Origin of the sequence: Nonomuraea sp. NPDC003804 (assembly GCF_040610675.1) — a bacterium.
Lineage (GTDB): Bacteria > Actinomycetota > Actinomycetes > Streptosporangiales > Streptosporangiaceae > Nonomuraea.
Genome location: NZ_JBEXMT010000010.1, coordinates 214,453 through 233,896, shown reverse-complemented (window position 1 = coordinate 233,896; position 19,444 = coordinate 214,453). Strand labels below are relative to the sequence as shown.

The 19,444-nt window shown below is 70.9% G+C and carries 21 protein-coding genes; 12 read left to right on the top strand and 9 right to left on the bottom strand.

Translation table 11 applies throughout. The features are described from left to right. Positions 1–39: 39 nt before the first annotated feature. From ABZX22_RS16745 to ABZX22_RS16730, 4 genes are all read left to right on the top strand, one after another. A complete protein-coding gene (locus tag ABZX22_RS16745; protein ID WP_354909464.1) occupies positions 40–798 on the top strand; it encodes an IclR family transcriptional regulator in 759 nt (252 codons plus the stop codon). Between the two features lie 122 nt (positions 799–920). Then, positions 921–1,439, top strand: a complete 519-nt coding sequence (locus ABZX22_RS16740; protein WP_354909461.1) for a VanZ family protein — start codon at positions 921–923, stop codon at positions 1,437–1,439. Between the two features lie 173 nt (positions 1,440–1,612). Beyond that, the gene (locus ABZX22_RS16735; RefSeq protein ID WP_354909459.1) at positions 1,613–2,365 is read left to right on the top strand and encodes a GntR family transcriptional regulator; all 753 of its coding nucleotides are present in this window, start codon (positions 1,613–1,615) and stop codon (positions 2,363–2,365) included. Positions 2,366–2,482: 117 nt separating this feature from the next. Beyond that, positions 2,483–2,698, top strand: coding sequence for a hypothetical protein (locus ABZX22_RS16730; RefSeq protein WP_354909456.1), 216 nt, complete (start codon positions 2,483–2,485; stop codon positions 2,696–2,698). Positions 2,699–2,917: 219 nt separating this feature from the next. Here the strand turns inward: ABZX22_RS16730 and ABZX22_RS16725 are convergent, their stop codons facing one another. Then, positions 2,918–3,934 carry a hypothetical protein gene (locus ABZX22_RS16725; protein WP_354909455.1) on the bottom strand — a complete coding sequence of 339 codons (1,017 nt, stop codon included), beginning with the start codon at positions 3,932–3,934 and terminating at the stop codon, positions 2,918–2,920. A gap of 211 nt (positions 3,935–4,145) precedes the next feature. Between ABZX22_RS16725 and ABZX22_RS16720 the strand changes: the two genes are divergently transcribed. Then, positions 4,146–4,667 (top strand): gamma carbonic anhydrase family protein, encoded by a 522-nt coding sequence (locus ABZX22_RS16720; RefSeq protein WP_354909453.1) that lies wholly within the window; start codon positions 4,146–4,148, stop codon positions 4,665–4,667. Here ABZX22_RS16720 and ABZX22_RS16715 read toward each other — a convergent pair. After that, a complete protein-coding gene (locus ABZX22_RS16715) occupies positions 4,639–5,529 on the bottom strand; it encodes a hypothetical protein (RefSeq protein ID WP_354909451.1) in 891 nt (296 codons plus the stop codon). The two genes, ABZX22_RS16720 and ABZX22_RS16715, sit on opposite strands and share 29 nt — an antisense overlap. Positions 5,530–5,574: 45 nt before the next feature. Here ABZX22_RS16715 and ABZX22_RS16710 point away from each other — a divergent pair, with 45 nt between their 5' ends. Next, the gene (locus ABZX22_RS16710; protein ID WP_354909449.1) at positions 5,575–7,593 is read left to right on the top strand and encodes a hypothetical protein; all 2,019 of its coding nucleotides are present in this window, start codon (positions 5,575–5,577) and stop codon (positions 7,591–7,593) included. A 195-nt stretch (positions 7,594–7,788) separates the two neighbouring features. Next, positions 7,789–7,950: a hypothetical protein gene (locus ABZX22_RS16705; RefSeq protein WP_354909446.1), complete on the top strand. Its 162-nt coding sequence runs from the start codon at positions 7,789–7,791 to the stop codon at positions 7,948–7,950. An 86-nt stretch (positions 7,951–8,036) separates the two neighbouring features. On the opposite strand, the gene ABZX22_RS16700 is transcribed toward ABZX22_RS16705, so the two are convergent. From ABZX22_RS16700 to ABZX22_RS16670, 7 genes are all read right to left on the bottom strand, one after another. Continuing rightward, the gene (locus tag ABZX22_RS16700; protein ID WP_183653791.1) at positions 8,037–8,318 is read right to left on the bottom strand and encodes a metal-sensitive transcriptional regulator; all 282 of its coding nucleotides are present in this window, start codon (positions 8,316–8,318) and stop codon (positions 8,037–8,039) included. A 17-nt stretch (positions 8,319–8,335) separates the two neighbouring features. Beyond that, entirely contained in the window at positions 8,336–9,397 is a 1,062-nt protein-coding gene (locus tag ABZX22_RS16695; protein ID WP_354909444.1) for a glycosyltransferase, read from the bottom strand. Next, positions 9,394–10,224, bottom strand: a complete 831-nt coding sequence (locus tag ABZX22_RS16690) for a hypothetical protein (RefSeq protein WP_354909441.1) — start codon at positions 10,222–10,224, stop codon at positions 9,394–9,396. The genes ABZX22_RS16695 and ABZX22_RS16690 overlap by 4 nt, the downstream gene beginning before the upstream one ends. Positions 10,225–10,364: 140 nt before the next feature. Further along, positions 10,365–12,458 (bottom strand): (Fe-S)-binding protein, encoded by a 2,094-nt coding sequence (locus ABZX22_RS16685; RefSeq protein ID WP_354909439.1) that lies wholly within the window; start codon positions 12,456–12,458, stop codon positions 10,365–10,367. Between the two features lie 92 nt (positions 12,459–12,550). After that, on the bottom strand, positions 12,551–13,132 hold the full coding sequence (locus ABZX22_RS16680; RefSeq protein ID WP_354909437.1) for a TetR family transcriptional regulator: 582 nt from the start codon (positions 13,130–13,132) through the stop codon (positions 12,551–12,553). Continuing rightward, positions 13,129–14,040 (bottom strand): class I SAM-dependent methyltransferase, encoded by a 912-nt coding sequence (locus ABZX22_RS16675; RefSeq protein WP_354909435.1) that lies wholly within the window; start codon positions 14,038–14,040, stop codon positions 13,129–13,131. The genes ABZX22_RS16680 and ABZX22_RS16675 overlap by 4 nt, the downstream gene beginning before the upstream one ends. Before the next feature lie 25 nt (positions 14,041–14,065). Next, the gene (locus tag ABZX22_RS16670) at positions 14,066–14,875 is read right to left on the bottom strand and encodes a sugar phosphate isomerase/epimerase (RefSeq protein WP_354909433.1); all 810 of its coding nucleotides are present in this window, start codon (positions 14,873–14,875) and stop codon (positions 14,066–14,068) included. 36 nt (positions 14,876–14,911) lie between these two features. Here ABZX22_RS16670 and ABZX22_RS16665 point away from each other — a divergent pair, with 36 nt between their 5' ends. From ABZX22_RS16665 to disA, 5 genes are all read left to right on the top strand, one after another. After that, positions 14,912–15,610 (top strand): class I SAM-dependent methyltransferase, encoded by a 699-nt coding sequence (locus ABZX22_RS16665; RefSeq protein ID WP_354909430.1) that lies wholly within the window; start codon positions 14,912–14,914, stop codon positions 15,608–15,610. A gap of 85 nt (positions 15,611–15,695) precedes the next feature. Continuing rightward, the gene (locus tag ABZX22_RS16660; protein ID WP_354909427.1) at positions 15,696–16,070 is read left to right on the top strand and encodes a MerR family transcriptional regulator; all 375 of its coding nucleotides are present in this window, start codon (positions 15,696–15,698) and stop codon (positions 16,068–16,070) included. Next, positions 16,067–16,372 (top strand): thioredoxin, encoded by a 306-nt coding sequence (gene trxA, locus ABZX22_RS16655; RefSeq protein WP_354909424.1) that lies wholly within the window; start codon positions 16,067–16,069, stop codon positions 16,370–16,372. Before ABZX22_RS16660 ends, trxA begins: the two co-directional genes overlap by 4 nt. A gap of 144 nt (positions 16,373–16,516) precedes the next feature. Further along, on the top strand, positions 16,517–17,932 hold the full coding sequence (radA, locus tag ABZX22_RS16650; RefSeq protein WP_354909422.1) for a DNA repair protein RadA: 1,416 nt from the start codon (positions 16,517–16,519) through the stop codon (positions 17,930–17,932). 425 nt (positions 17,933–18,357) lie between these two features. Then, positions 18,358–19,443, top strand: coding sequence for a DNA integrity scanning diadenylate cyclase DisA (gene disA / locus ABZX22_RS16645; RefSeq protein WP_354909421.1), 1,086 nt, complete (start codon positions 18,358–18,360; stop codon positions 19,441–19,443). Position 19,444: the final 1 nt, after the last annotated feature.

Here is a 19,444-nt window from a genome sequence, read left to right as displayed (position 1 = left end):
ACCAAGGGGTATAGAACTTCCCGGCGGTTTCGGACAAGAATGCGTTCCGTGACACGGAACTCCGACCGGCTGTCGATGCTGGAGAAGTCGTGGCTCGTCCTGGACGCGTTCCGGCCGAGCGGCGGCCCGCTCAGGCTGATGGACGTCGCCCAGCACTGCCACCTCCCCAAGACCACCGCCTTCCGGCTGCTCACCGAGCTGACCGAGATCGGCGCCGTCGCACGCAGGGAGGACGGCTACTACCTCGGCCGCCGGTTGTTCGAGCTCGGTAGCATCGTCCCTCTCGAACGCGACCTGCGCCACGCCGCCCTGCCGTTCATGCACGACCTCTACGAGGCCACCCGCGAGACGATCCACCTGGGCGTGCGCGACGGCTTCGACGTGGTCTACGTCGAGAAGATCCGCGGCCACGAGTCGTTCTCGCTGCCCTCGCGGGTGGGCGGGCGGCTGCCGCTCACCTGCACCGGGGTCGGCAAGGCGCTGCTGGCCTACTCGGGCCCCGCCTTCATCGAGGAGGTGCTCGGGCGACCGCTGCGCAGGCTCACCCCGCACTCGATCGTGGACCCCAAGCGGCTGGAGGAGGCCCTCGGGCAGATCCAGGCGGCGGGCCTGGCCTACGAGCGGGAGGAGGCGCAGCTCGGCGGCGCCTGCATCGCGGCGCCGGTCTTCCGCGCGGGCGCCGCGGTGGCGGCGCTGTCGGTGTCGGTGCCGCTGGCCCGCTTCCATCCCACCCGGCTGGCGCCGGCGGTCAAGACGGCCGCACTGGGTGTGTCCAGGGCGCTCACCCGGGGGATCTAGCCGGCGCGTCCGGTCACCGACCGTGGCCGGCGTTCCGGCGCCGGCGGGCCCGGAACTTGTCCCACACCCGCCGATATTTGGCTGCCCTTTCGGACACTTTTCCGTACCTGCATTATTGCCTCGTGGGCCAAACCTGGGATTTGTGGGGACATGTCATCATCGCGGGGCTGTTGGGGGTTCCGCTGGCCGTCCTGGCGGCGCTGGCGCTCACCCGGGCGCGCCGCAGGCGCGGGCACCCCGCTCCGGCCCGCACCGCCGTCGCCGACGTCGGCATCGTCGCGGGCACGGCCCCCTGGATCTGGATGATCCTCACCCCGGCAGGCGGTCGGAGCGGCGTCAATCTCGTGCCGTTCGCCGACCTGACCTGGATCGCCTCCGCGCCTCCCGCGACCGTGTTCGTGCAGGTCGGCGGCAACCTGCTGGTCTTCGCCTGCCTGGGTGCGCTGCTTCCGGTCCGGTCGGCCCGCTTCGCGAGCCTGGCCCGCGTGGCCGCCGTGGCGGCGGGCGCCTCCACGACCGTCGAGCTGCTGCAGTACGGCCTGCGCCTCGGCCGCTACTCCTCGATCGACGACGTCTTGATCAACACGGTGGGGGCGATTCTTGCCGCGCTGATTACTCGCCGCTGGTGGGGGTCCAGATAGCGGCCAGGACCGTTCCACAGTAACGGCCCGCGAAAACTCGCGACGGTCACCACACGGGCACGATCCACTCAAAAGAAGCTCGGGACCATCCTGCGTATCTGTGCGATCGTGGACAAGGCGGGGCAAGTTCTCTGGAGACGCCAAACCTGGTTGGTGACAGAGGGTGATCAAACGTGTCTGAATCCCCGGTACCTCAGGAGCCCCCGATCTATCGACGGATCGCCGACGGCCTGCGCGCCAGGATCCTGTCCGGCGAACTGCGTGACGGGGAGCGACTACCGGGCGAGAACGCGCTCATGGCAGAACACGGAATCGCTCGCGCCACCGCCCGACAGGCGCTGGCCGTGCTGATCAATGAAGGGCTGGCGGTGCCGAAGCGAGGTTCTGGGGTCTACGTCCGACAGTTCAAGCCGATCCGCAGGCACGGATCACGACGCCTGTCCCGCGAGCAGTGGGGCCAGGGACGGGCCATCTGGGACGCCGACACCCGCGGCCGCCCCTTCACCGTGGACGCGGTGGAGGTGGCCCGCGGGCGCGCCGACGAGGCGACCGCCGGCGTCCTCGACAGCACCGAGGTGTGGATCAGGCGCCGCCGGTACTCGGTCGACGCCCGGCCCGTCCAACTGGCCACGTCCTACTTTCCGGCCGACCTGGTGGAGGGCAGCGCCATCACGTTGCCGGACACCGGGCCCGGCGGCGTCTACGCCCGGCTGCGCGACCTCGGCCTGCCACCCGCGCACTTCACCGAGGAGGTGCGCGCCCGCATGCCGCAGCCCGGGGAGGCGGGCCTGCTGGAACTGCCCGCGGGCACTCCGGTGATCGTGATCTCCAGGACCGCCTACACCGCAGGTGGTCTGCCCGTCGAATACAACGAGATGGTCCTTGACTCCGCGTCCTACGTACTCCAGTACGACTTCGACGCGTAGGTCAAGCTGATTTGTCAAGCGATAGGTTGACCTGTCCCCTGCGATCATTGATTTCTCTAGAGATGTGGCGCACCTTCTAAGAGGAAGCGGAAGTGGGGACCCGGAAAGGGTGACCAGATGTCCTTTGACCGGCATCTCGCCGAGATCGCCCTGGAGTACCCCCACTGGACCATCTGGCGGAGCGACGCGGGCCGCTGGTGGGCCACCCGGCACCACCCGCTGAGCGCGGAGCAGCGCGACGCGGGGTGTGCCATGACCATCGACGCCGACGACCCTGAGGGCCTCCGCGAACAGTTGAGGGATCAGGAGAGGCGGGCAGGGCCCGCCCCTTAGCGCGCGTGCTGTGGATCGTTCTAGGCGGGGGATCCACGGCACGCGCCCCGGCCTCGTCCCGAGGCCACGAGCAGCCCGGTGCCGGGTTCAGCGTCTCGGCGGCTCCGGCACCGGGCCCCCAGGCGCGGAAGTCTCCGACCCTATCGGGGGCGGGGGCTTCCGCCCCGGCTTTCTCTCCCGGCCCCGCCCGCCCAGCGGGACGTGAGCCGGCGCGCGCCGCTACTTGTGCGCCAGCGTGCCCAGGTTGACGTCGGTGTCCTCGGAGACCGGGGCGACCTGGGGCTGTTCCTCCACCGCGTCGGCCGGCTCGTCCTCGACGATCACCCGCACCTCGTCGACCTCCTCGGCCGCGGGCTCGACCACCGGCTCGACGGCGGGCTCCAGCATCGGGATCAGCGGCCCCGCCGCGTTCTCCCTGCGCATCAGGTCGCCGAGCACCGAGGTGATCTCGTTGAGGCGCCTGACCACCTCGCCGTGGGTGTCGGTGAGGTAGGTGACCCGCCGTCCCGCGTGCTCGTCGAGCGCGTTGACGCGCTGCTCGGCGGCGGAGAGCGCGGCCTGCGCCTGACCTTGGGCGGCGGCCAGCGTCGCCTCGGCCTCGGCCCGCGCCGCCGTCACCGTGGACTCGGCCTCCTGCCGCGCGCCCTCGACGGTCTGCTCCGCCTCCGCCCTGGCCGCCGTGAGCATCCTGTCGGCCTCGGCGTGGGCCACGCGCACCGCCTCTTCCGCCTCGGCCCGCGAGGTGGTCAACGTCTCCTCCGCGTCCGCGCCCGCCTGGGCCAGCATGCGCTCGGCCGCACCGGTCGCCTCGCCCACCCGGCGCTCGGCCTCGGCCTGCGCGCTGGTCAGGATGTTGTCGGCGGTCTCACGCGCCGAGGAGACCATCCGCTCGGCTTCCATGGTGGCCGTCTCGCGCACCCTTCTGGCCTCGGTCTCGGCGTCCTCCCGCTTGGCGGCCGCCTCCTCCTCGCCCAGCTTGAGGATCTGGGCGAGCCGCGGGCTGAGGTCGTCGTAGCTCTGCGGCGCCTCGACCATCCGGCGTCTGGCCTCGGCGAGCTCGGCACGGCCCTGCTCCGCCTGGTCGATCGCTCGTGCCAGCCGCTCCTCCAGATCCCTGATCTGGTTGCGGGAGCGGATCACATAGTCGTTCACCTGACGGCGGCTGTAGCCGCGCATGACGGTTTCGAAGACGTCTTCCTGCATCAGGTCGGGAAAGCTCTCGTGCTGGTTTGTCATGAGGAGTACCTAGGTGGGGAGCTTGCGGTTTGTGAGGGTCCGACAACGACGTGTCAGGAGACGACTTTCCTGCCATCTGCCCAAGTCCGCAACCCGAACGCCATACCTGCCCGGAGAATCCTGATGGGAAACGCGCGCTGCGCGCCTGCTCAGATGCCGCCGAGCCGGCCAGGCACGATCCTCTCAGGACGCGGCCACTACGATGGTCAAGATGTACATCGCAGCCCTGGATGACGGTGCAATTCCTGACATTCACCCAGACGCATATATCGCGCCGGGCGTGGTCGTCGTCGGGAATGTCACAGTAAGCCGTGGAGCCAACATCTGGTACGGCTCGGTCCTGCGCGGCGACGACGAGCGCATCGAGGTCGGCGAGGAGTGCAACGTTCAGGACCTGTGCTGCCTGCACGCCGACCCCGGCGAGCCCGCCGTACTCGAACCACGCGTGAGCCTCGGCCACAAGGCCATGGTCCACGGCGCCCATGTCGAGACCGGCGCGCTGATCGGCATCGGCGCGATCGTGCTCGGCGGCGCCCGGATCGGGGCGGGCAGCCTGGTCGCGGCCGGCGCGCTGGTCGGCCCCGGCAAGAAGATCCCCTCAGGCGTGCTCGTGGCGGGCGTGCCCGGCAGGGTGGTCCGCGAGCTCACCGACGACGACAGGGCGAGCTTCGCGCAGACCCCCGACCGGTACATGGCCAAGGCGCTCAGGCACCGGCGGGCTTCAGCAGTTTGATCAGCACGTCGTCAGGGGCCTTCATCAGGTCCGTCTCCGGCGTGGCGGGCCGCAGGAAGCGCACGTAGTCGACGGTCATCCTGAGGTCAGGCCTGCCCTTGATCGTCCTGGTGGCGTTGGCCTTGGCGGCGTCCTTCTTCAGCGCGCCGTAGCCGTCCCAGTCGGTGTAGCCGGTCACGCCCCACTCCAGCACCTTCGGCAGGTCGGGCCGCAGCCACCGCTGCCCGACCTTCCACGTGCCGCCTTCCTCCTTGTACAGCGCGGACACGACGGCGCCCGTCCTGGCGAGGATCAGCTCCGTCCAGCCGGCGCCGACCCGCACCTCCTTCGGCTTGGAGGCGCCGTCCACGGTCTCCTTCAACTCCACCCCTTCGGCCTTGTCCCCCGTGCCGGTGGTGACCGAGATCCAGTTCGGCTTGTCGTTGGACTGCGGCACGCGCAGCATCGCGCCGCCGAGGGAGAACTTGCGCCGGGGCGTGCCGCCCTTCCTGCCCTCGACCTTGAGCCTGGTGTGCAGGACGATGTCGCCGGCCAGCTCCTGGTAGACGAACGGGCCGCGGAAGGCGTCGAACCAGGTGGAGGTCGTGGGCTCCAGGTAGAGGGCGCCCTTCGCGGTGCCGTTCACGTCGAGCTTGGCGAGCCGGTCCGGGTCGCCCTGGGTGTCGCTCAGCCTGCTCCAGACGGCCAGCTCGGCGGCGCTGGAGAACTCGCTGGAGGCCGAACCCACCTCGCCGCCGGGGTCCGGGGCGCGGACGTCGGCCGCGGTGAGCGCCTTCGGCGCGGGAGGCCGGCTCGACGCCGCCGTGCCGCACCCGGCCAGGGCACAGGCGGCAAGCAGGGACACCGCGATCTTGGCTCTCATAATGGGACATTCTTGCGCGTCGCGGCGTCGGGCTACGATGCCGCCATGCGGTTCACGGCCATCGAGGCGGACGTCCGCGCCATGGTCTCAGACCCGCGCTGGGCGACACTCCCCCTCCCGACCAGGGCCAACGCCATCGCATCCCGAGCCCTGGCCACACCCGACGGCGGCAGGTGGATCTTCGGCGCGCACGCCCGCTGGTACCTCCAGGACCCAGGCGACGGCCGCTGGCACCTGTCGGCGCCGCCGCGCAACAGCCCCGCCCGCCTCGATCGCCACACCGGCGTCCTGCTGCCGCACCTGGTGCCCACCGGCCCCGACTTCGCCGCCGGACGCTGGTCCAGCCAGGCCTTCGTCGGCCCCGACGTGCCGCCGGCGCTCACCGCCGAGATCCGCGCGCTGGTCAGGGCGAACGGCAGGCGCTCGGTCGACGACTACCCGCTGACCTCCTTCCGCGACGTCTTCGCGAGCGACGTGCCGAGCACCGTGGCGGCCATCTGGGCGGCGATCATGTGGTGCGCCTACGCGCCCGCCTTCGACGGCAACGAGCAGCTCCTCTCGGTGTTCGGCGAGTACCTGGGCCGCCCGCTGCCGGGCGACGAGTGGGTGCGCTGGCTGCCGTCCCCGCCGCTGAAGTCCCTCGTCACCCTGTACGGCGAGCGCGTCCGCGCCGGCGCGCCCCGATCGGCGTTGCGCCTGGCCGCCCTCATGGCCGACACGGCGGGGATCCTGCGCGCCGACGCGCGCTTCCGTCCCCGGGCCGAGGCGCTCATCGCGATGCTGGAGCCGGCACTGCGCAACCCCTCCCTGGACCACCAGACGGCCACGGGCCCCCTGCCCCGCCCGATCCCCGCCCCGCCGTACGGGCCCGCCACCGGGTCGTTCCCCCCACCGCCTCCCGCAGGGTCCACCGGCGGCTTCCCTCCACCGCCTCCCGCAGGGTCCACCGGCGGCTTCCCGCACACCGCGGGCCATGGCACGGCCGGCCCGCACCCGGCCGCCTGGCACTCCACCGCGGGCGGGAGCGCGCCCGGCTACCAGGGCGCCGTGCCCTCCGGCCTCCACCAGCCGCCGCCCACGACCACGGAAGGGGCCGCACCTGGCTCCTGGGGCGATCCGAGCGGCCGGACTGGCTCCTGGCGCGACCCGGACACCACGACCGGCCCCTGGATCGAAACGGGCGCCACAACGGACCCCTGGCGGGACGCCGGCCCCACAGCCGGCCCCACAGCCGGCCCCACAGCCGGCCCCCAGAGCGGGACGACCGGCCCAGCGCACGGGACCGGCCCCGTGACAGGCGCGTGGATCGAAACGGGCGCCATGACCGGCCCCTCGCGCGAAACCGGCCCCACAACCGGCTCCTGGAGCGGGACGGGCGGCGCAGACCATGGATCCGGCCCCACCACCGGCTCCTGGAGTGGAGCAGGCGCCGCGACCGGCCCCTGGCGGGAAACCGGCCCCGCAGCCGGCTCCCGGACACCGAGTGGGGCCTCTCCCGGCGGCGTGGGCGGCGCTCAGGGCGGCGTGGGCGGGGCCGCGGCCGAGGCGGCGATCCGGAACGGGGCCGCCGCCGACAAGGCCCTGCGGCGGGCCTGGCTGTCCAGGGTGCCCGAGCACCTGGCGCGCGCCGTCCTGGCCGAGACCGACCCGGGCGAGCACTTCCGCCACACGGTCGGCGACCTCCTGGAGGCCGTGGCCTTCTCGTCAGATCCGCACCGGACGGCCGCCGCCCTGCTCGCCGCCGACCACGCCGACGCCCGCGAGGGCCTGCCGACCGTCGTCGCCTGGCTGGATCACCGCCTGCGCCACGCGCTCCGCGTCCAGTTGGCCGCGCCGCGCGGCGAGCAGACCGAGCCCGACGGGTTCGAGGTGGGCCCCCGCTGGCTCGACGCCGTACCGCCGACCAGGGACGGCGCGGCCGCGGTGCTGGGCGCCGCCTACGCGGCGGGGCTGGCGTGGTGCCGGCTGACCCGTACGCCGGTGCCCGAGCGCGGTTTCCCCGGGGCCGCCGCGATCGTGCACAGGCTCATCCATGAGCGCGACGATCCCCATCTAAACCACTAATCTCGCTATTTCACCCTTACTCGGTAAATATCACTCTTGGAACGGTATTCGCCGAATTGTGATCTCGGTTTCGGGAAATGATCCTTGTGGGGGCAGGATGGCGCCGCAAGGAATGACCCCGATGGGCCATGTCGCCAGAAGAGCCTCCGCCGTAACCTCGAAGAGGGTGTGGGCTGCGGAAGGAAGGACGACGCGGTGGGGCACGACGACCTGGACTCTCGGGTCCACGACCGTGTCGCGTTGGACGAGATTGCGCTCTACGCCGAGGTTCTGTCCGCCGTAGCCATCAGTGAACGGCGGCTCACCTTGGATGAGCTCGACGACGCGCTCGGATTGCGGACTTCGGCGAGCCGCTGAAGACCATCACATTGACCTAGTCCCGGACTCCCGCGGGGTCCGGGACACGGTTTTTCGGATGGCTCACCGAAGCCCGGAATGACTAGTCACGAACGAACGAGCCGCGCGATGGCCGCGGACGCCTCCTTGACCTTCGCCTCCGCCTCCGGCCCGCCGGTGTTGATCGCGTCGGTCACGCAATGGGAGATGTGCTCCTCCAGCAGCCCGAGCGCCACCGCCTGAAGCGCCCGCGTGGCCGCCGAGACCTGGGTGAGGATGTCGATGCAGTAGGCGTCGTCCTCCACCATGCGCTGCAGGCCCCGGATCTGACCCTCGATACGCCGCAGGCGGGTCAGATAGGCCTGCTTGTCTCCGCTGTACCCATGCATGCATCAAAGGTACCCAGTCAGCGCAGTTCGGCGATCAGCTCTTCCCAGAGCGTCGCGACCGCGTCCGCCGAGTGCCGGGAAGCGGTGTCGAGCGCTCCCGCGGCGAGCGACCTGCGCCTGCGGTCGTCGTCGATCAGCGTGAGCAGCGCCGCGGCGTACATCTCGATCTCGCCGTCGGGCACGAGGACGCCGTTGTAGCCGGTGATGATGTACTCGGCCGGGCCGCGGGCGCCGTCGAAGCCGACGACCGGCACGCCGCAGCCCATCGCCTCCAGGACCGCCATCCCGAGCGTCTCGGCCCGCGAGGTGGTGGCCACGATGGACGCCTTGGCGAACTCCCCCGCCAGGTCGGGCGTCGTCCCCATGAAGTAGACGTGGTTGTGCAGGTCGAGGTCGCGCACCAGGTCACGCAGCCGGCGTTCCTCCGGGCCGCCGCCGTACAGCCGCAGCCGCCAGTCGGGCCGCTTGTCGGCCACGATCGCGAACGCCCTGATCAGCCGGTCGTAGGCGCGGGTGGCGACCCAGCGCCCGCCGGTGGCCACGATCCTGTTGTCCATCCTGGACCGCGGCCACAGCCCTCCGGGCAACGCGTCGGGCACCGTGAGGACGGCGGGGGCGGCGCCCAGCAGCCGCTCCCAGTCCGCCCGCCCGCTGTCCGTGGCCGTCACCACCGCGTCGAGCCGCGGGTAGAACCGCTGCACCGGCCCCGGTACGGCAGGCCGCCCCCACTCCCGCGCGATCTTGAGCGTCTCCTTCGGCGCGTATCTGGCCGCCTGGACACTGATCGGTGGCCGGGTGGTGACCAGAACGTCACTCTTGAGCGTGCGAAGCAACCGCCACAACGCCACCTCCGTGCGCATCTGACCGCGCGGCAGCAGATGCCTGGCGCCCGGCCTGGCGTCGACGAGCGTACGCATCCGCACCTTGCCGCTGACGGCGAAGAACGGCTTCTCCTTCTGCCGCCTGACGCTGATCACCTCGACCTCGTGCCGCTCGGCCAGGTCGGAGGCCAGGTTGAGGGTGGAGCGGACGTCGCCGCGCATGCCGTACGCGGAGGGGAGCACGAAGCTGACCTTCACACGCCCACCTCGATCCGCAGCTCGTCGTCGGCGGTGTAGCAGGGCCGGACGGGCACGCCGTCCACGCGCATCGCCGGGTAGTGGAGGCGGCCGCGCTTGCCGTCCACGTCGTCGAGCCGGGAGGCCAGCCGCAGCGGGCTGGGAACGCCTTCCACCTCCAGCGACGGTTCCCACGTCCCCACGCCCTCGGGGTCGGCGGCGACCACGTCGACCAGCGAGACGGCGGCGTGGAAGCGCACCCCCTGCACGGTCGCGGCGGCGGCCACGGTCGCGGCGTCCTTCCCGCCCTCGGGAGGGTCCTTGACCGGGACGGGCTGCCTGCGGCGCAGGGCGATCCTGGCCTCGTGCCTGGAGTCGTCGTCGTCGAGCCCCGTGTAGGCCAGCAGGCCCGTCACCTCGAACCGGCCCTCCCTGAACCAGACCGCCCGCACCTCCGCGGCCGGCTCGGCGTCGGAGACCCTGAGCGCGAGGTAGCCGTTCCTGGTGCGGTAGGCCCGGTAGGCGACGGTCCGCTTCGACAGCGCGTAGGTGTCGAGATGGTCGAGGGAGAAGCCGGGGTCGACGCTCCTGATGCGGCTCCTGCCATCCTCCTGCCGCAGGTAGGTGTCCCAGCGGCCGGCCCCCAGGGTCAGCGGCGCGAGGGAGACCGCGAGCGTGGCGTCACGCGCCCGCACCGCCGTCGTGGCGAGCGCGACCTCCCGTTCCACGCCTGTCGCGCGGTGGCGCAGCACCAGCTTGGTGCCCGGGTCCAGCGGCCCTTCGATGGCGAGTCGCAGGGAGAGCACGTCAGCCAGGGTGACTTCCGCGTCCGTCACGACGACGCGCATCAGCAGCCCCCTCCCCGTCGAATGAAGCCATGCGACGTTGAGGTTACCGTGATTTTCCCGTTATGTGGAGAAAGGTTTTCGGCTTCGTCGCGCGTCTGACATGGGAAAGTCCGCAACACAGGGTGTTGCGGACTTCCGACTCAGCCCTTGACTGACTTGATCAGCAACTGGGCCACGTCCACGACTTCGAGCGTCTCCTTGGCCTCGCCGTTGTTCTTCTTCTCGTTGATCGCGTCGCCGAGCATCACCATGCAGAACGGGCAGGCGGTGGAGACGGTGTCCGGGTTCGTGGTCAGCGCCTCGTCCACCCGCTCGGTGTTGATGCGCTTGCCGATGCGCTCCTCCATCCACATGCGGGCGCCACCGGCTCCGCAGCAGAAGCCCCTGTCCTTGTGCCGGTGCATCTCCTGGGTCTGCACGCCGGGGACCTTCGACATGATGTCGCGCGGCTGGCTGTAGACCTTGTTGTGGCGGCCGAGGAAGCACGGGTCGTGGTAGGTGATCTTCTCCTCGATCGGGGTGATCGGGGTGAGCTTGCCCTCGTCCACGAGCTTGGCCAGCAACTGGGTGTGGTGCACGACCTCGTAGGTGCCGCCGAGCTGCGGGTATTCGTTGGCGAGGGTGTTGAAGCAGTGGGGGCAGGTCGCGACGATCTTCTTGACGCCCGCCTCGTTCAGCGTCTCGATGTTCTGCTGGGCGAGCATGTTGAACAGGAACTCCATGCCCAGGCGGCGGGCCGGGTCACCGGTGCACGCCTCGGCGGGGCCGAGCACCGCGAACTTCACGCCCGCGATGTGGAGCAGCTCGGCGACGGCCTTCGTGGTCTTCTTCGCCCGGTCCTCCAGGGCGCCCGCGCAGCCGACCCAGAACAGGTACTCGGTGTCCTCGGGCATCTTCTCGTCGATGAGCGTGACCTCGAAGTCGAGCTCCGCGATCCAGTCGGCCCGCTTCATCTCGGACATGCCCCACGGGTTGCCCTTGTTCTCCAGGTTCTTCACCATCACGCCCGCCTCGGACGGGAACGACGACTCGACCATCACCTGGTAGCGGCGCATGTCGAGGATGTGGTCGATGTGCTCGATGTCGACCGGGCACTGCTCGACGCAGGCGCCGCAGTTGGTGCACGACCACAGCACGTCCGGGTGGATGACGCCTTCCTCGCCGACCAGCGGCTTCTCCAGCAGCGCGAGCACGTCGGTGTCGGCGTGGCTGGTGTCGCCCTGCAGCAGGTACGGCGCGACCTTGAAGGCGTGGTCACGCTGGTCGAGGATGAGCATCTTCGGCGACAGCGGCTTGTCGGTGTTCCACGCGGGACACTGCGACTGGCAGCGGCCGCACTCGGTGCAGGAGTAGAAGTCGAGGAAGCCCTTCCAGGTGGTGTCGCCGATCTTGCCGCGGCCCAGCCGTTCGGGGTCGAGGTCCTCGTCCTCGAAGTCGACGGGCTTGCCGTCGACGCGCAGCTCCGGCGCGCCGCCGAGCCCGTCGGGCCGGCGCGAGAACAGCACGTTCAGCGGCGCGGTGAAGATGTGCAGGTGCTTGGAGTTCACCACGATGACGAGGAACACCAGCATGAAGCCGATGTGCAACAGCAGCGCGATCTCTTCGAGCAGGGAGCTGGCCGGCAGCACCTCGCCCAGGGCCAGCGACACGAACGCGCCGCCGTCGTAGGGGAGGTTGCCGTTGGCCGCCGCCGCGCCGCGGGCGAGGAACAGCGTCCAGATGATGTTGAAGATCATGAACAGGACGAGCCACGCGCCACCGAGGTGCGAGCCGGAGAAACGCGACTTGCGGCCCAGCGTCTTCGGGGAGTTCTTGATCCGGATCACCGCGAACGCGATCAGGCCGAGTACGCAGGCCACCGCGATGAAGTCCTGCAGGAAGCCCAGCACCGACCACTGCCCGATGAGCGGGATGTGGAAGTCCGGCCGGCCGGTGATCGCGCCCTGGATGATCGCGCCGTAGGCCTCGATGTAGACGGTCAGCAGGATGAAGAAGGCCCACATGACGAAGAAGTGCGCGACTCCCGAAGGCGTCCACTTCAGCAGCTTCTTCTGCCCGAAGACCTCGACGAGCTGCGCCTTGACCTCGGTGCCCACGTTGTCCTTGGCGTACTGGACGCGCTCGGGCGCGGGTGGGCCCACCGTGGCGAGCTTGAACAGGAACAGTGTCCGGCGGCCCGCGACGGCGACCGCTGCCACGGTCATCGCGAGCCCGATGATGGCGACCCAGAGCACGTGTCCTCCCACAGACTGCGTTGGCTGCCCACTATCCTACCGACGGGTAACTTTTGGTCGGTACGGCACCGCGACCATAGTAGAACGATGCTCTACGAGGCCAGATAGCGCTGTACGGCAGGACCGACCAGCTCCACCAGCTCATCGAGATCAGCCGAGGCCACCGGCTCGAGCCTGAGCACGTGACGCGCCAGCACCACCCCGATGAGCTGGGCGAACGCGGCCTCCATCCGCAGGTGCGAGATGCCCAGACCATCGGCCACCCGGTACAGCAGCGCGTTGGTGATGAACTCCCGCATCATGAGCGCCACCTGCTCGTTGGTCATGGCCGACCGCATGAGCGCGAGCACGGGCTCCCTGGCCTGCGCGTCGGCCGTGACCGTGAGGATCAGCCGGACCAGCCGCTCGCCCACCTCCTCGCGCGGGCCGTCCAGCAACCGGCCCAGCACGTCGTCGGGATCGATGGGCAGCCGCATGGCCTCGACGAACAAGCCCTCCTTGGTCGCGAAGTAGTGGTGCACGAGGGCGGGGTCGACCGCGGCTTCGCGGGCGATGCCGCGGACCGTCGCCTTGTCGAACCCCTTCTCGGCGAACACCTGCCTGGCCGCGGTGAGGATGTCGCCACGCGTGTCCGAGGCGCCCGGCCTGCGTCCTGTCCGGCGCTTGACCGTCATCCGCCGACCGCCAGGTAGACGCGCATCGGGACGGTGAGCACGCCGTCGGGAAAGACCCGCAGCAACTCGGCGCGCTGCAGCGCGACCAGCTCGTCGGCGGCCTCGGCGGGCATCGTCGCCATGTAGGAGTGGGAGCGCAGGTCGAGCAGGAAGGCGTCGACGGCGACCCGGCGCGTCCAGCGCAGCCAGCGCTCCTCGACCGGCAGCGCCTCCGCGATCTTCGGCATGTTCCACTCGGGCCGCGCCGGACCCCAGTAGGCGGCGCACGCCTCCGCCAGGCGGACCTCGTAGGCGGCCAGCCAGTCGGCACTGGCGGCGTCGGTGGTGTTCCACCAGGCGGCGACCCTCCCGCCGGGGCGCAGCACGCGCCGCGCCTCCGCGATCGAGACGGCGGGGTCGAGCCAGTGCCACGACTGGGCGTAGGTCACCAGGTCGGCGCCGCCGTCCCTGAGGGGCAGGGCGTTGCCGTCCCCCTGCACGGCCACCACGACACCCCGCGCCACCGGCCCGCCGTCACCGTCCGCATGGACACCGTCCGCGTGGTGCCCGTCCACGTGGTTCCCGGCCGTGTGATTCCCGGCCGGATGGTGCCCGTCCACGTGGTGCCCGGCCGTGTGTTGCCTGTCCGTGTGTTGCCTGTCCGTGTGGTTGCGCGCCATCAGCCGCGCCAGCATCTCGCGGCCGGGGTCGACGGCCACCACACGGGCACCGTGATCCCGCAGGGCACGCGCCGAGATGCCGGTGCCCGCGCCGACGTCGACCACCGTCGCACCCGCCAGCGCGACGCCGGACAGCTCCGTGAGCGCGTCGAACAGCTCACCCGGATAGCCGGGACGGCCCGCGTCGTAGGCGTCGGCGACCCGGTCGAACACCCTGCCAAGCGCGCGAGAGGGGCCAGTGACACTCATGAGAGGACTTTCCCCCGCGGCCCGCTCATCTAGACGCCGCGAGGTGCAGCCTGGCGAAGGCCAGCGCCTCCGCCAGATCGTCGATCCGTTCCGTACGGCTGGACGCCTTGCGCGTGTTGATCTCCAGCACCACCAGCCCGTCGAAGCCGGTGTTGGCCAGCCGTTCGAGGACCTGCGCGCACGGCTGGTCGCCCCTGCCGGGGACCAGGTGCTCGTCCTTGTTCGGCACGCCGACGCCGTCGGCCAGGTGCAGGTGCGCGAGCCGGTCGCCGAGCTTCACCGCCATCTCCATCGCGTCGGAGCCCGAGACCGCCGTGTGCGACAGGTCGAGGGTGACCTGGGGGAAGGCGTAGTCGATCGGATTCCAGTCGGGGGAGTACGGCACGACGTCGTTGCCTCGCGCCTTGAGGGGGAACATGTTCTCCACCGCGAAGACCACGTCGGTCTCGTCGCGCATCCTCGCCAGGCCGTTCTCGAAGTCGCGGGCGTAGTCACGCTGCCAGCGGAACGGTGGGTGGACCACGACCGTGCGCGCACCGAGCCGCTCGGCGGCCTTCTGCGCCTTCAGCAGCTTGGCCCACGGGTCGCGGCCCCACACGCGCTGGGTCACCAGCAGGCAGGGCGCGTGGATCGCGAGGACGGGGATCTCGTAGTGGTCCGACAACCGCTCGATGACGTCGATGTCCTGGCTGACGGGGTCGGCCCCCACCATGATCTCCACACCGTCGTAGCCGAGGCGGGCGGCCAGCTCGAAGGCGTCGGGGGTACGTTCCGGATATACCGAAGCAGTGGACAATGCGATCTTCGCATTGGGCACGCGGATGACATCTGCCACGCTGCCAGCCTACGCGCGAGGCCGTACCGTGGGGGCATGCCGCGCGTCGCCACCGGAGCCATCCCCAGCCCGAACATCTGGAACACCCCCGCGATCTACGAGCTGGAGAACCGCGCGGTCGACCCCGACGGCGCGGCCGACGCGGCGATGCGGGCGATCCGCCCCTGGGACGGCGCGACCGTGCTCGACATCGGCTGCGGCAGCGGCTACCACCTGCCGTCCTTCGCCGCCACAGCGGCCAGGGTGATCGGCGTCGAACCCCACGGCGACCTCGTCGACCTGGCCCGCCGCCGCTGCGACGGGCTCGCCAACGTGTCCGTCCACGCGGCCACCGCGCAGGCGCTGCCGGTGCCCGACGCCGGCGTCGACGTGGCCGTCGCCCGGTGGGCCTACTTCTTCGGCCCCGGCTGCGAACCGGGGCTGCGCGAGCTGTCCCGCGTCGTACGGCGGGGCGGCGCGGCGTTCGTGATCGACCTCGACGCCACGCGCGGCGACTTCGGCAGGTGGTTCCAGCGCACGGTGCCGACGTACTCGCCCGGCGCCGTGGAGGACTTCTGGTCCCGGCAGGGATGGCAGCGCGACGAGCTGGACCTGCGGATGGTCTTCGAGCGCCGGGCCGACCTCGAGGCGGTGCTGCGCATCGAGTTCGCGCCCGAGGTGGCCGAGGAGGCGATCCGGGAGACGACCGGAGTGGAGCTGGCCTACCCGAACGTCCTGCGCTGGCGCTACTTCTGACCGGCGCGGCGGGCGACCGGTCGTCCGATGGCGGCGTTTCGGACCGCTTGACCCTGACACTGGCGTCAACGTTTACCGTTGTGGCATGCGGATCGGAGAGCTGGCCGAACGGACAGGTGTGAGCGCTCGTTCCCTGCGCTACTACGAGAAGCACGGGCTCCTCAGCGCCCGCAGGGGAGCGAACGGCTACCGCGAGTACTCCCTCTCGGACGTGAAGCTGGTCAGCGAGATCCGCCAGCTGCTCACGGTGGGGTTCACGCTCGAGGACGCCCGCCCGTTCGTCGACTGCCTCCGCGCGGGTCACGCCTCGGGCAGCGCGTGCGCGGAGTCCGTCGCCGTCTACCGGCGCAAGCTGGCCCAGATCGACGAGGAGATCGGCGTCCTGCTGGCAAGGCGTGCGGAGGTGGCAGGACAGCTCACCCAGGCCTGCACCGGATGTTTCGCGAAGGAGAAGGCATGATCAAGCTGACGAGTGAGAACTTCGAGGAGCTCGTGCTCAAGAGCTCCGAGCCGGTCCTGGTGGACTTCTGGGCGGAGTGGTGCGGACCCTGCCGGATGGTGGCGCCCGTCCTGGACCAGATCGAGGCGGAGCACGGGCTGGCCATCGGCAAGCTCAACACCGACGAGAACCCCGAGATCATGACCAGGTACGGCGTGATGGGCCTGCCCACCCTGCTGCTCTTCGAGAACGGCGAGCCGGTGAAGCAGGTCGTCGGCGCGAAGCCCAAGCGCATGCTGGAAGCCGAGCTCGGCCTCTCCTGACCCCCGCCCCCTCTCCACGACGAGCCTCTCCCGGGAGGGGCTCTCACGCAGGACGTCCGGAACGCCTGGTCACCGTGACAGCGCCCGAGGCCGCCGCGTCCCGGCTGCGGCCGATTGTCGGCCACGCAGGCTAGCCTGCTCCGCATGGCACCGAAGACCGCACAGAAGCCCGGTTACCGCTGCGCCGAGTGCGGCTGGCGCACCACCAAGTGGGTCGGCAGGTGCGGCGAGTGCCAGGCGTGGGGCACGGTCGACGAGGAGGGCGCCCGAGCGGGGGTCCACGTGGTGCAGCCCGGCGCCACCAGCGGCCCCGCCGTACCCATCGGTGACGTCAAGGCGGAGATCGCCACCGCCCGCCCGACCGGCGTGAGCGAGCTCGACCGCGTCCTCGGCGGCGGGCTGGTGCCGGGCGCGGTCCTGCTGCTGGCGGGCGAGCCGGGCATCGGCAAGTCCACGCTGCTGCTGGAGGCCGCCGCCCGCATCGCCGAGTGGACCACCGTCCTCTATCTCACGGGCGAGGAGTCGGCCGCCCAGGTCCGGCTGCGCGCCGACCGCATCGGGGCGATCCGCGACAAGCTCTACCTCGCCGCCGAGACCGAGCTGTCGGCGCTCATGACCCATGTGGAGAAGGTCCAGCCGCAGCTCCTGATCGTCGACTCGGTGCAGACGGTCGGCTCCGCGCAGGCCACGGGCGTCCCTGGCGGCGTGACGCAGGTGCGGGAGGTGGCCGCCAATCTCGTACGGCTGGCCAAGGAGCGCAACATGGCCACCGTCCTGGTCGGCCACGTCACCAAGGAGGGCTCGATCGCCGGCCCCCGCACCCTCGAGCACCTGGTCGACGTGGTGCTCAGCTTCGAGGGAGACCGCCACTCCAGGCTGCGCATGGTCCGCGCGATCAAGAACAGGTTCGGCCCGACGGACGAGGTCGGCTGCTTCGACCTCCACGACCGCGGCATCGAGGGCATCACCGACCCCAGCGGCCTGTTCGTCTCGCGCCGCAGCGAGCCGGTGCCCGGCACCTGCGTCACCGTCACCGTCGAGGGCACCCGACCGCTGCCCGCCGAGGTCCAGGCGCTGGTCGCGCGCACCGAGGCGCAGCAGCCGCGCCGCACCTCCTCCGGCCTCGACCCCTACCGGGTGCAGATGATCCTGGCCGTCCTCGAACGCAGGCTCAACGCCAGGCTGGGCGGCTGCGACGTCTTCACCGCCACCGTCGGCGGCATCAAGCTCGCCGACCCCGCCGTCGACCTGTCGGTCATGCTCGCCGTGGCCAGCGCGGCGGGCGACAAGCCGCTTCCGCAAGGGCTCGTCGCGCTGGGCGAGGTGGGGCTGGCGGGCGAGCTCAGGCCGGTGCGCGACGTCCGCCGCCGGCTGTCGGAGGCCGCGCGGCTGGGGTTCAAGCGGGCACTGGTGCCCCGGGGCTCACTGGAGGAGGGCGGCAGCCGTCCCCGTCCGGGTGAGCAGCGCGCGCTGGTCCCGGTGGGGCCGGTCGCGTTCGCTCCCGGGTTCGAGGTGATGGAGGCGGAGAACGTCTGGGACGCCCTCACCCACGTCACCTGACCACCCCGCCCAGCCGGCCGCCGGTCCCGCAACGGTTGCATAACGACTACGTGGTCGGGGCGGCCACCGTCGTGTGCCGCGACGTCGGTTAAGGAAATGAAAGGGCGCGACACGGGCAGGAGAAGGGCGGCTGCACGATCCGACGTGACGGCGCCCAGCCCCGTGGGCCCGCAGTAGCGTGATGGACGGCGCGGGACCGGCGGACCACGGTGGCCTGTCGTCGGCGTGCCGTACGGGCAGGAGCGGGACGGCCCCGGAGCCGGGACCCCCTGACCGGCGGCGGCAGGGCGACGAAGGCGGGTCGTCCTGCGGGAACGACCTGTCCATCCGAGACGACGTCCGGATGAGGATGGGGTTCATGAGACTACGGGTACGGCACACAGGTTGGCCGGTAAGCTGGATTTTGACTAGGACACGGGGGTCAGGTGGCAAACGACAGGAGTCTTGACGACCGTCGTCGCACAGCCCTCGCCTCGGTTGCCCCGGGCACTCCACTGAGAGACGGTCTGGAGCGCATTCTGCGCGGCCAGACGGGCGGGCTCATCGTCCTGGGCTACGACAGCGTGGTCGAGGAGCTGTGCAGCGGCGGGTTCGAGCTCGACGTGGAGTTCTCCGCGACGCGGCTGCGCGAGCTGGCCAAGATGGACGGCGCGATCGTGCTGCGCAGCGACGATCACAAGATCGTGCGGGCCGCGGTGCACCTCGTGCCCGACCCCGCCATCCCCACCGACGAGTCAGGCACCAGGCACCGTACGGCGCAGCGCGTCGCCCGGCAGACCGGCTTCCCGATCATCGCGATCAGCAAGTCGATGCGGATCATCGCCCTCTACCTCGACGGCATCCGCTACGTCCTGGAGGAGTCGGCGGCCATCCTGTCCAAGGCCAACCAGGCCCTGGCCACCCTCGAACGCTACAAGCACCGCCTCGACGAGGTGTCCGGCACGCTGTCGGCGCTGGAGATCGAGGATCTGGTCACGGTCCGCGACGTGGCCTCCGTCGCCCAGCGCCTGGAGATGGTGCGCCGGATCTCCGAGGAGATCCAGGGCTACGTCGTCGAGCTCGGCACCGACGGCCGCCTGCTGTCCCTGCAGCTGGACGAGCTGGTCGCCGGGGTCGACTCCGACCGCGAGCTGATCGTGCGCGACTACCTTCCCGCGTCGGTGACGCGGACCAAGCGCAAGGTCACCGACGTCCTCAACGGTTTCGACGCGCTGTCGGCGAGCGAGCTGCTCGACCTGTCCGCCGTGGCGCGGGTGCTGGGGCGCGGGGCGAACGAGACGCTCGACAGCCCGGTCAGCCCGCGCGGGTTCCGGCTGCTGGCGAAGGTTCCGCGGCTGCCCGCGACGGTCGTCGACCGGCTGGTCGACCATTTCGGCGGGCTGCAGAAGCTGCTGGCGGCCAGCGTCGACGACCTGCAGGCGGTCGGCGGCGTGGGCGAGTCGCGGGCCAGGAGCGTGCGCGAGGGCCTGTCGCGGCTGGCCGAGTCCAGCATCCTCGAACGCTACGTCTGAC

Coding starts and splice junctions, on each gene's coding strand:
- ABZX22_RS16715 (WP_354909451.1), bottom strand. CDS start 5,529: ATGAGAGCCAAGATCGCGGTGTCCCTGCTTGCCGCCTGTGCCCTGGCC.
- ABZX22_RS16710 (WP_354909449.1), top strand. CDS start 5,575: ATGCGGTTCACGGCCATCGAGGCGGACGTCCGCGCCATGGTCTCAGAC.
- ABZX22_RS16745 (WP_354909464.1), top strand. CDS start 40: ATGCGTTCCGTGACACGGAACTCCGACCGGCTGTCGATGCTGGAGAAG.
- ABZX22_RS16730 (WP_354909456.1), top strand. CDS start 2,483: ATGTCCTTTGACCGGCATCTCGCCGAGATCGCCCTGGAGTACCCCCAC.
- ABZX22_RS16665 (WP_354909430.1), top strand. CDS start 14,912: ATGCCGCGCGTCGCCACCGGAGCCATCCCCAGCCCGAACATCTGGAAC.
- ABZX22_RS16680 (WP_354909437.1), bottom strand. CDS start 13,132: ATGACGGTCAAGCGCCGGACAGGACGCAGGCCGGGCGCCTCGGACACG.
- ABZX22_RS16725 (WP_354909455.1), bottom strand. CDS start 3,934: ATGACAAACCAGCACGAGAGCTTTCCCGACCTGATGCAGGAAGACGTC.
- radA (WP_354909422.1), top strand. CDS start 16,517: ATGGCACCGAAGACCGCACAGAAGCCCGGTTACCGCTGCGCCGAGTGC.
- trxA (WP_354909424.1), top strand. CDS start 16,067: ATGATCAAGCTGACGAGTGAGAACTTCGAGGAGCTCGTGCTCAAGAGC.
- ABZX22_RS16690 (WP_354909441.1), bottom strand. CDS start 10,224: ATGCGCGTCGTCGTGACGGACGCGGAAGTCACCCTGGCTGACGTGCTC.
- ABZX22_RS16720 (WP_354909453.1), top strand. CDS start 4,146: ATGTACATCGCAGCCCTGGATGACGGTGCAATTCCTGACATTCACCCA.
- ABZX22_RS16700 (WP_183653791.1), bottom strand. CDS start 8,318: ATGCATGGGTACAGCGGAGACAAGCAGGCCTATCTGACCCGCCTGCGG.
- ABZX22_RS16675 (WP_354909435.1), bottom strand. CDS start 14,040: ATGAGTGTCACTGGCCCCTCTCGCGCGCTTGGCAGGGTGTTCGACCGG.
- ABZX22_RS16660 (WP_354909427.1), top strand. CDS start 15,696: ATGCGGATCGGAGAGCTGGCCGAACGGACAGGTGTGAGCGCTCGTTCC.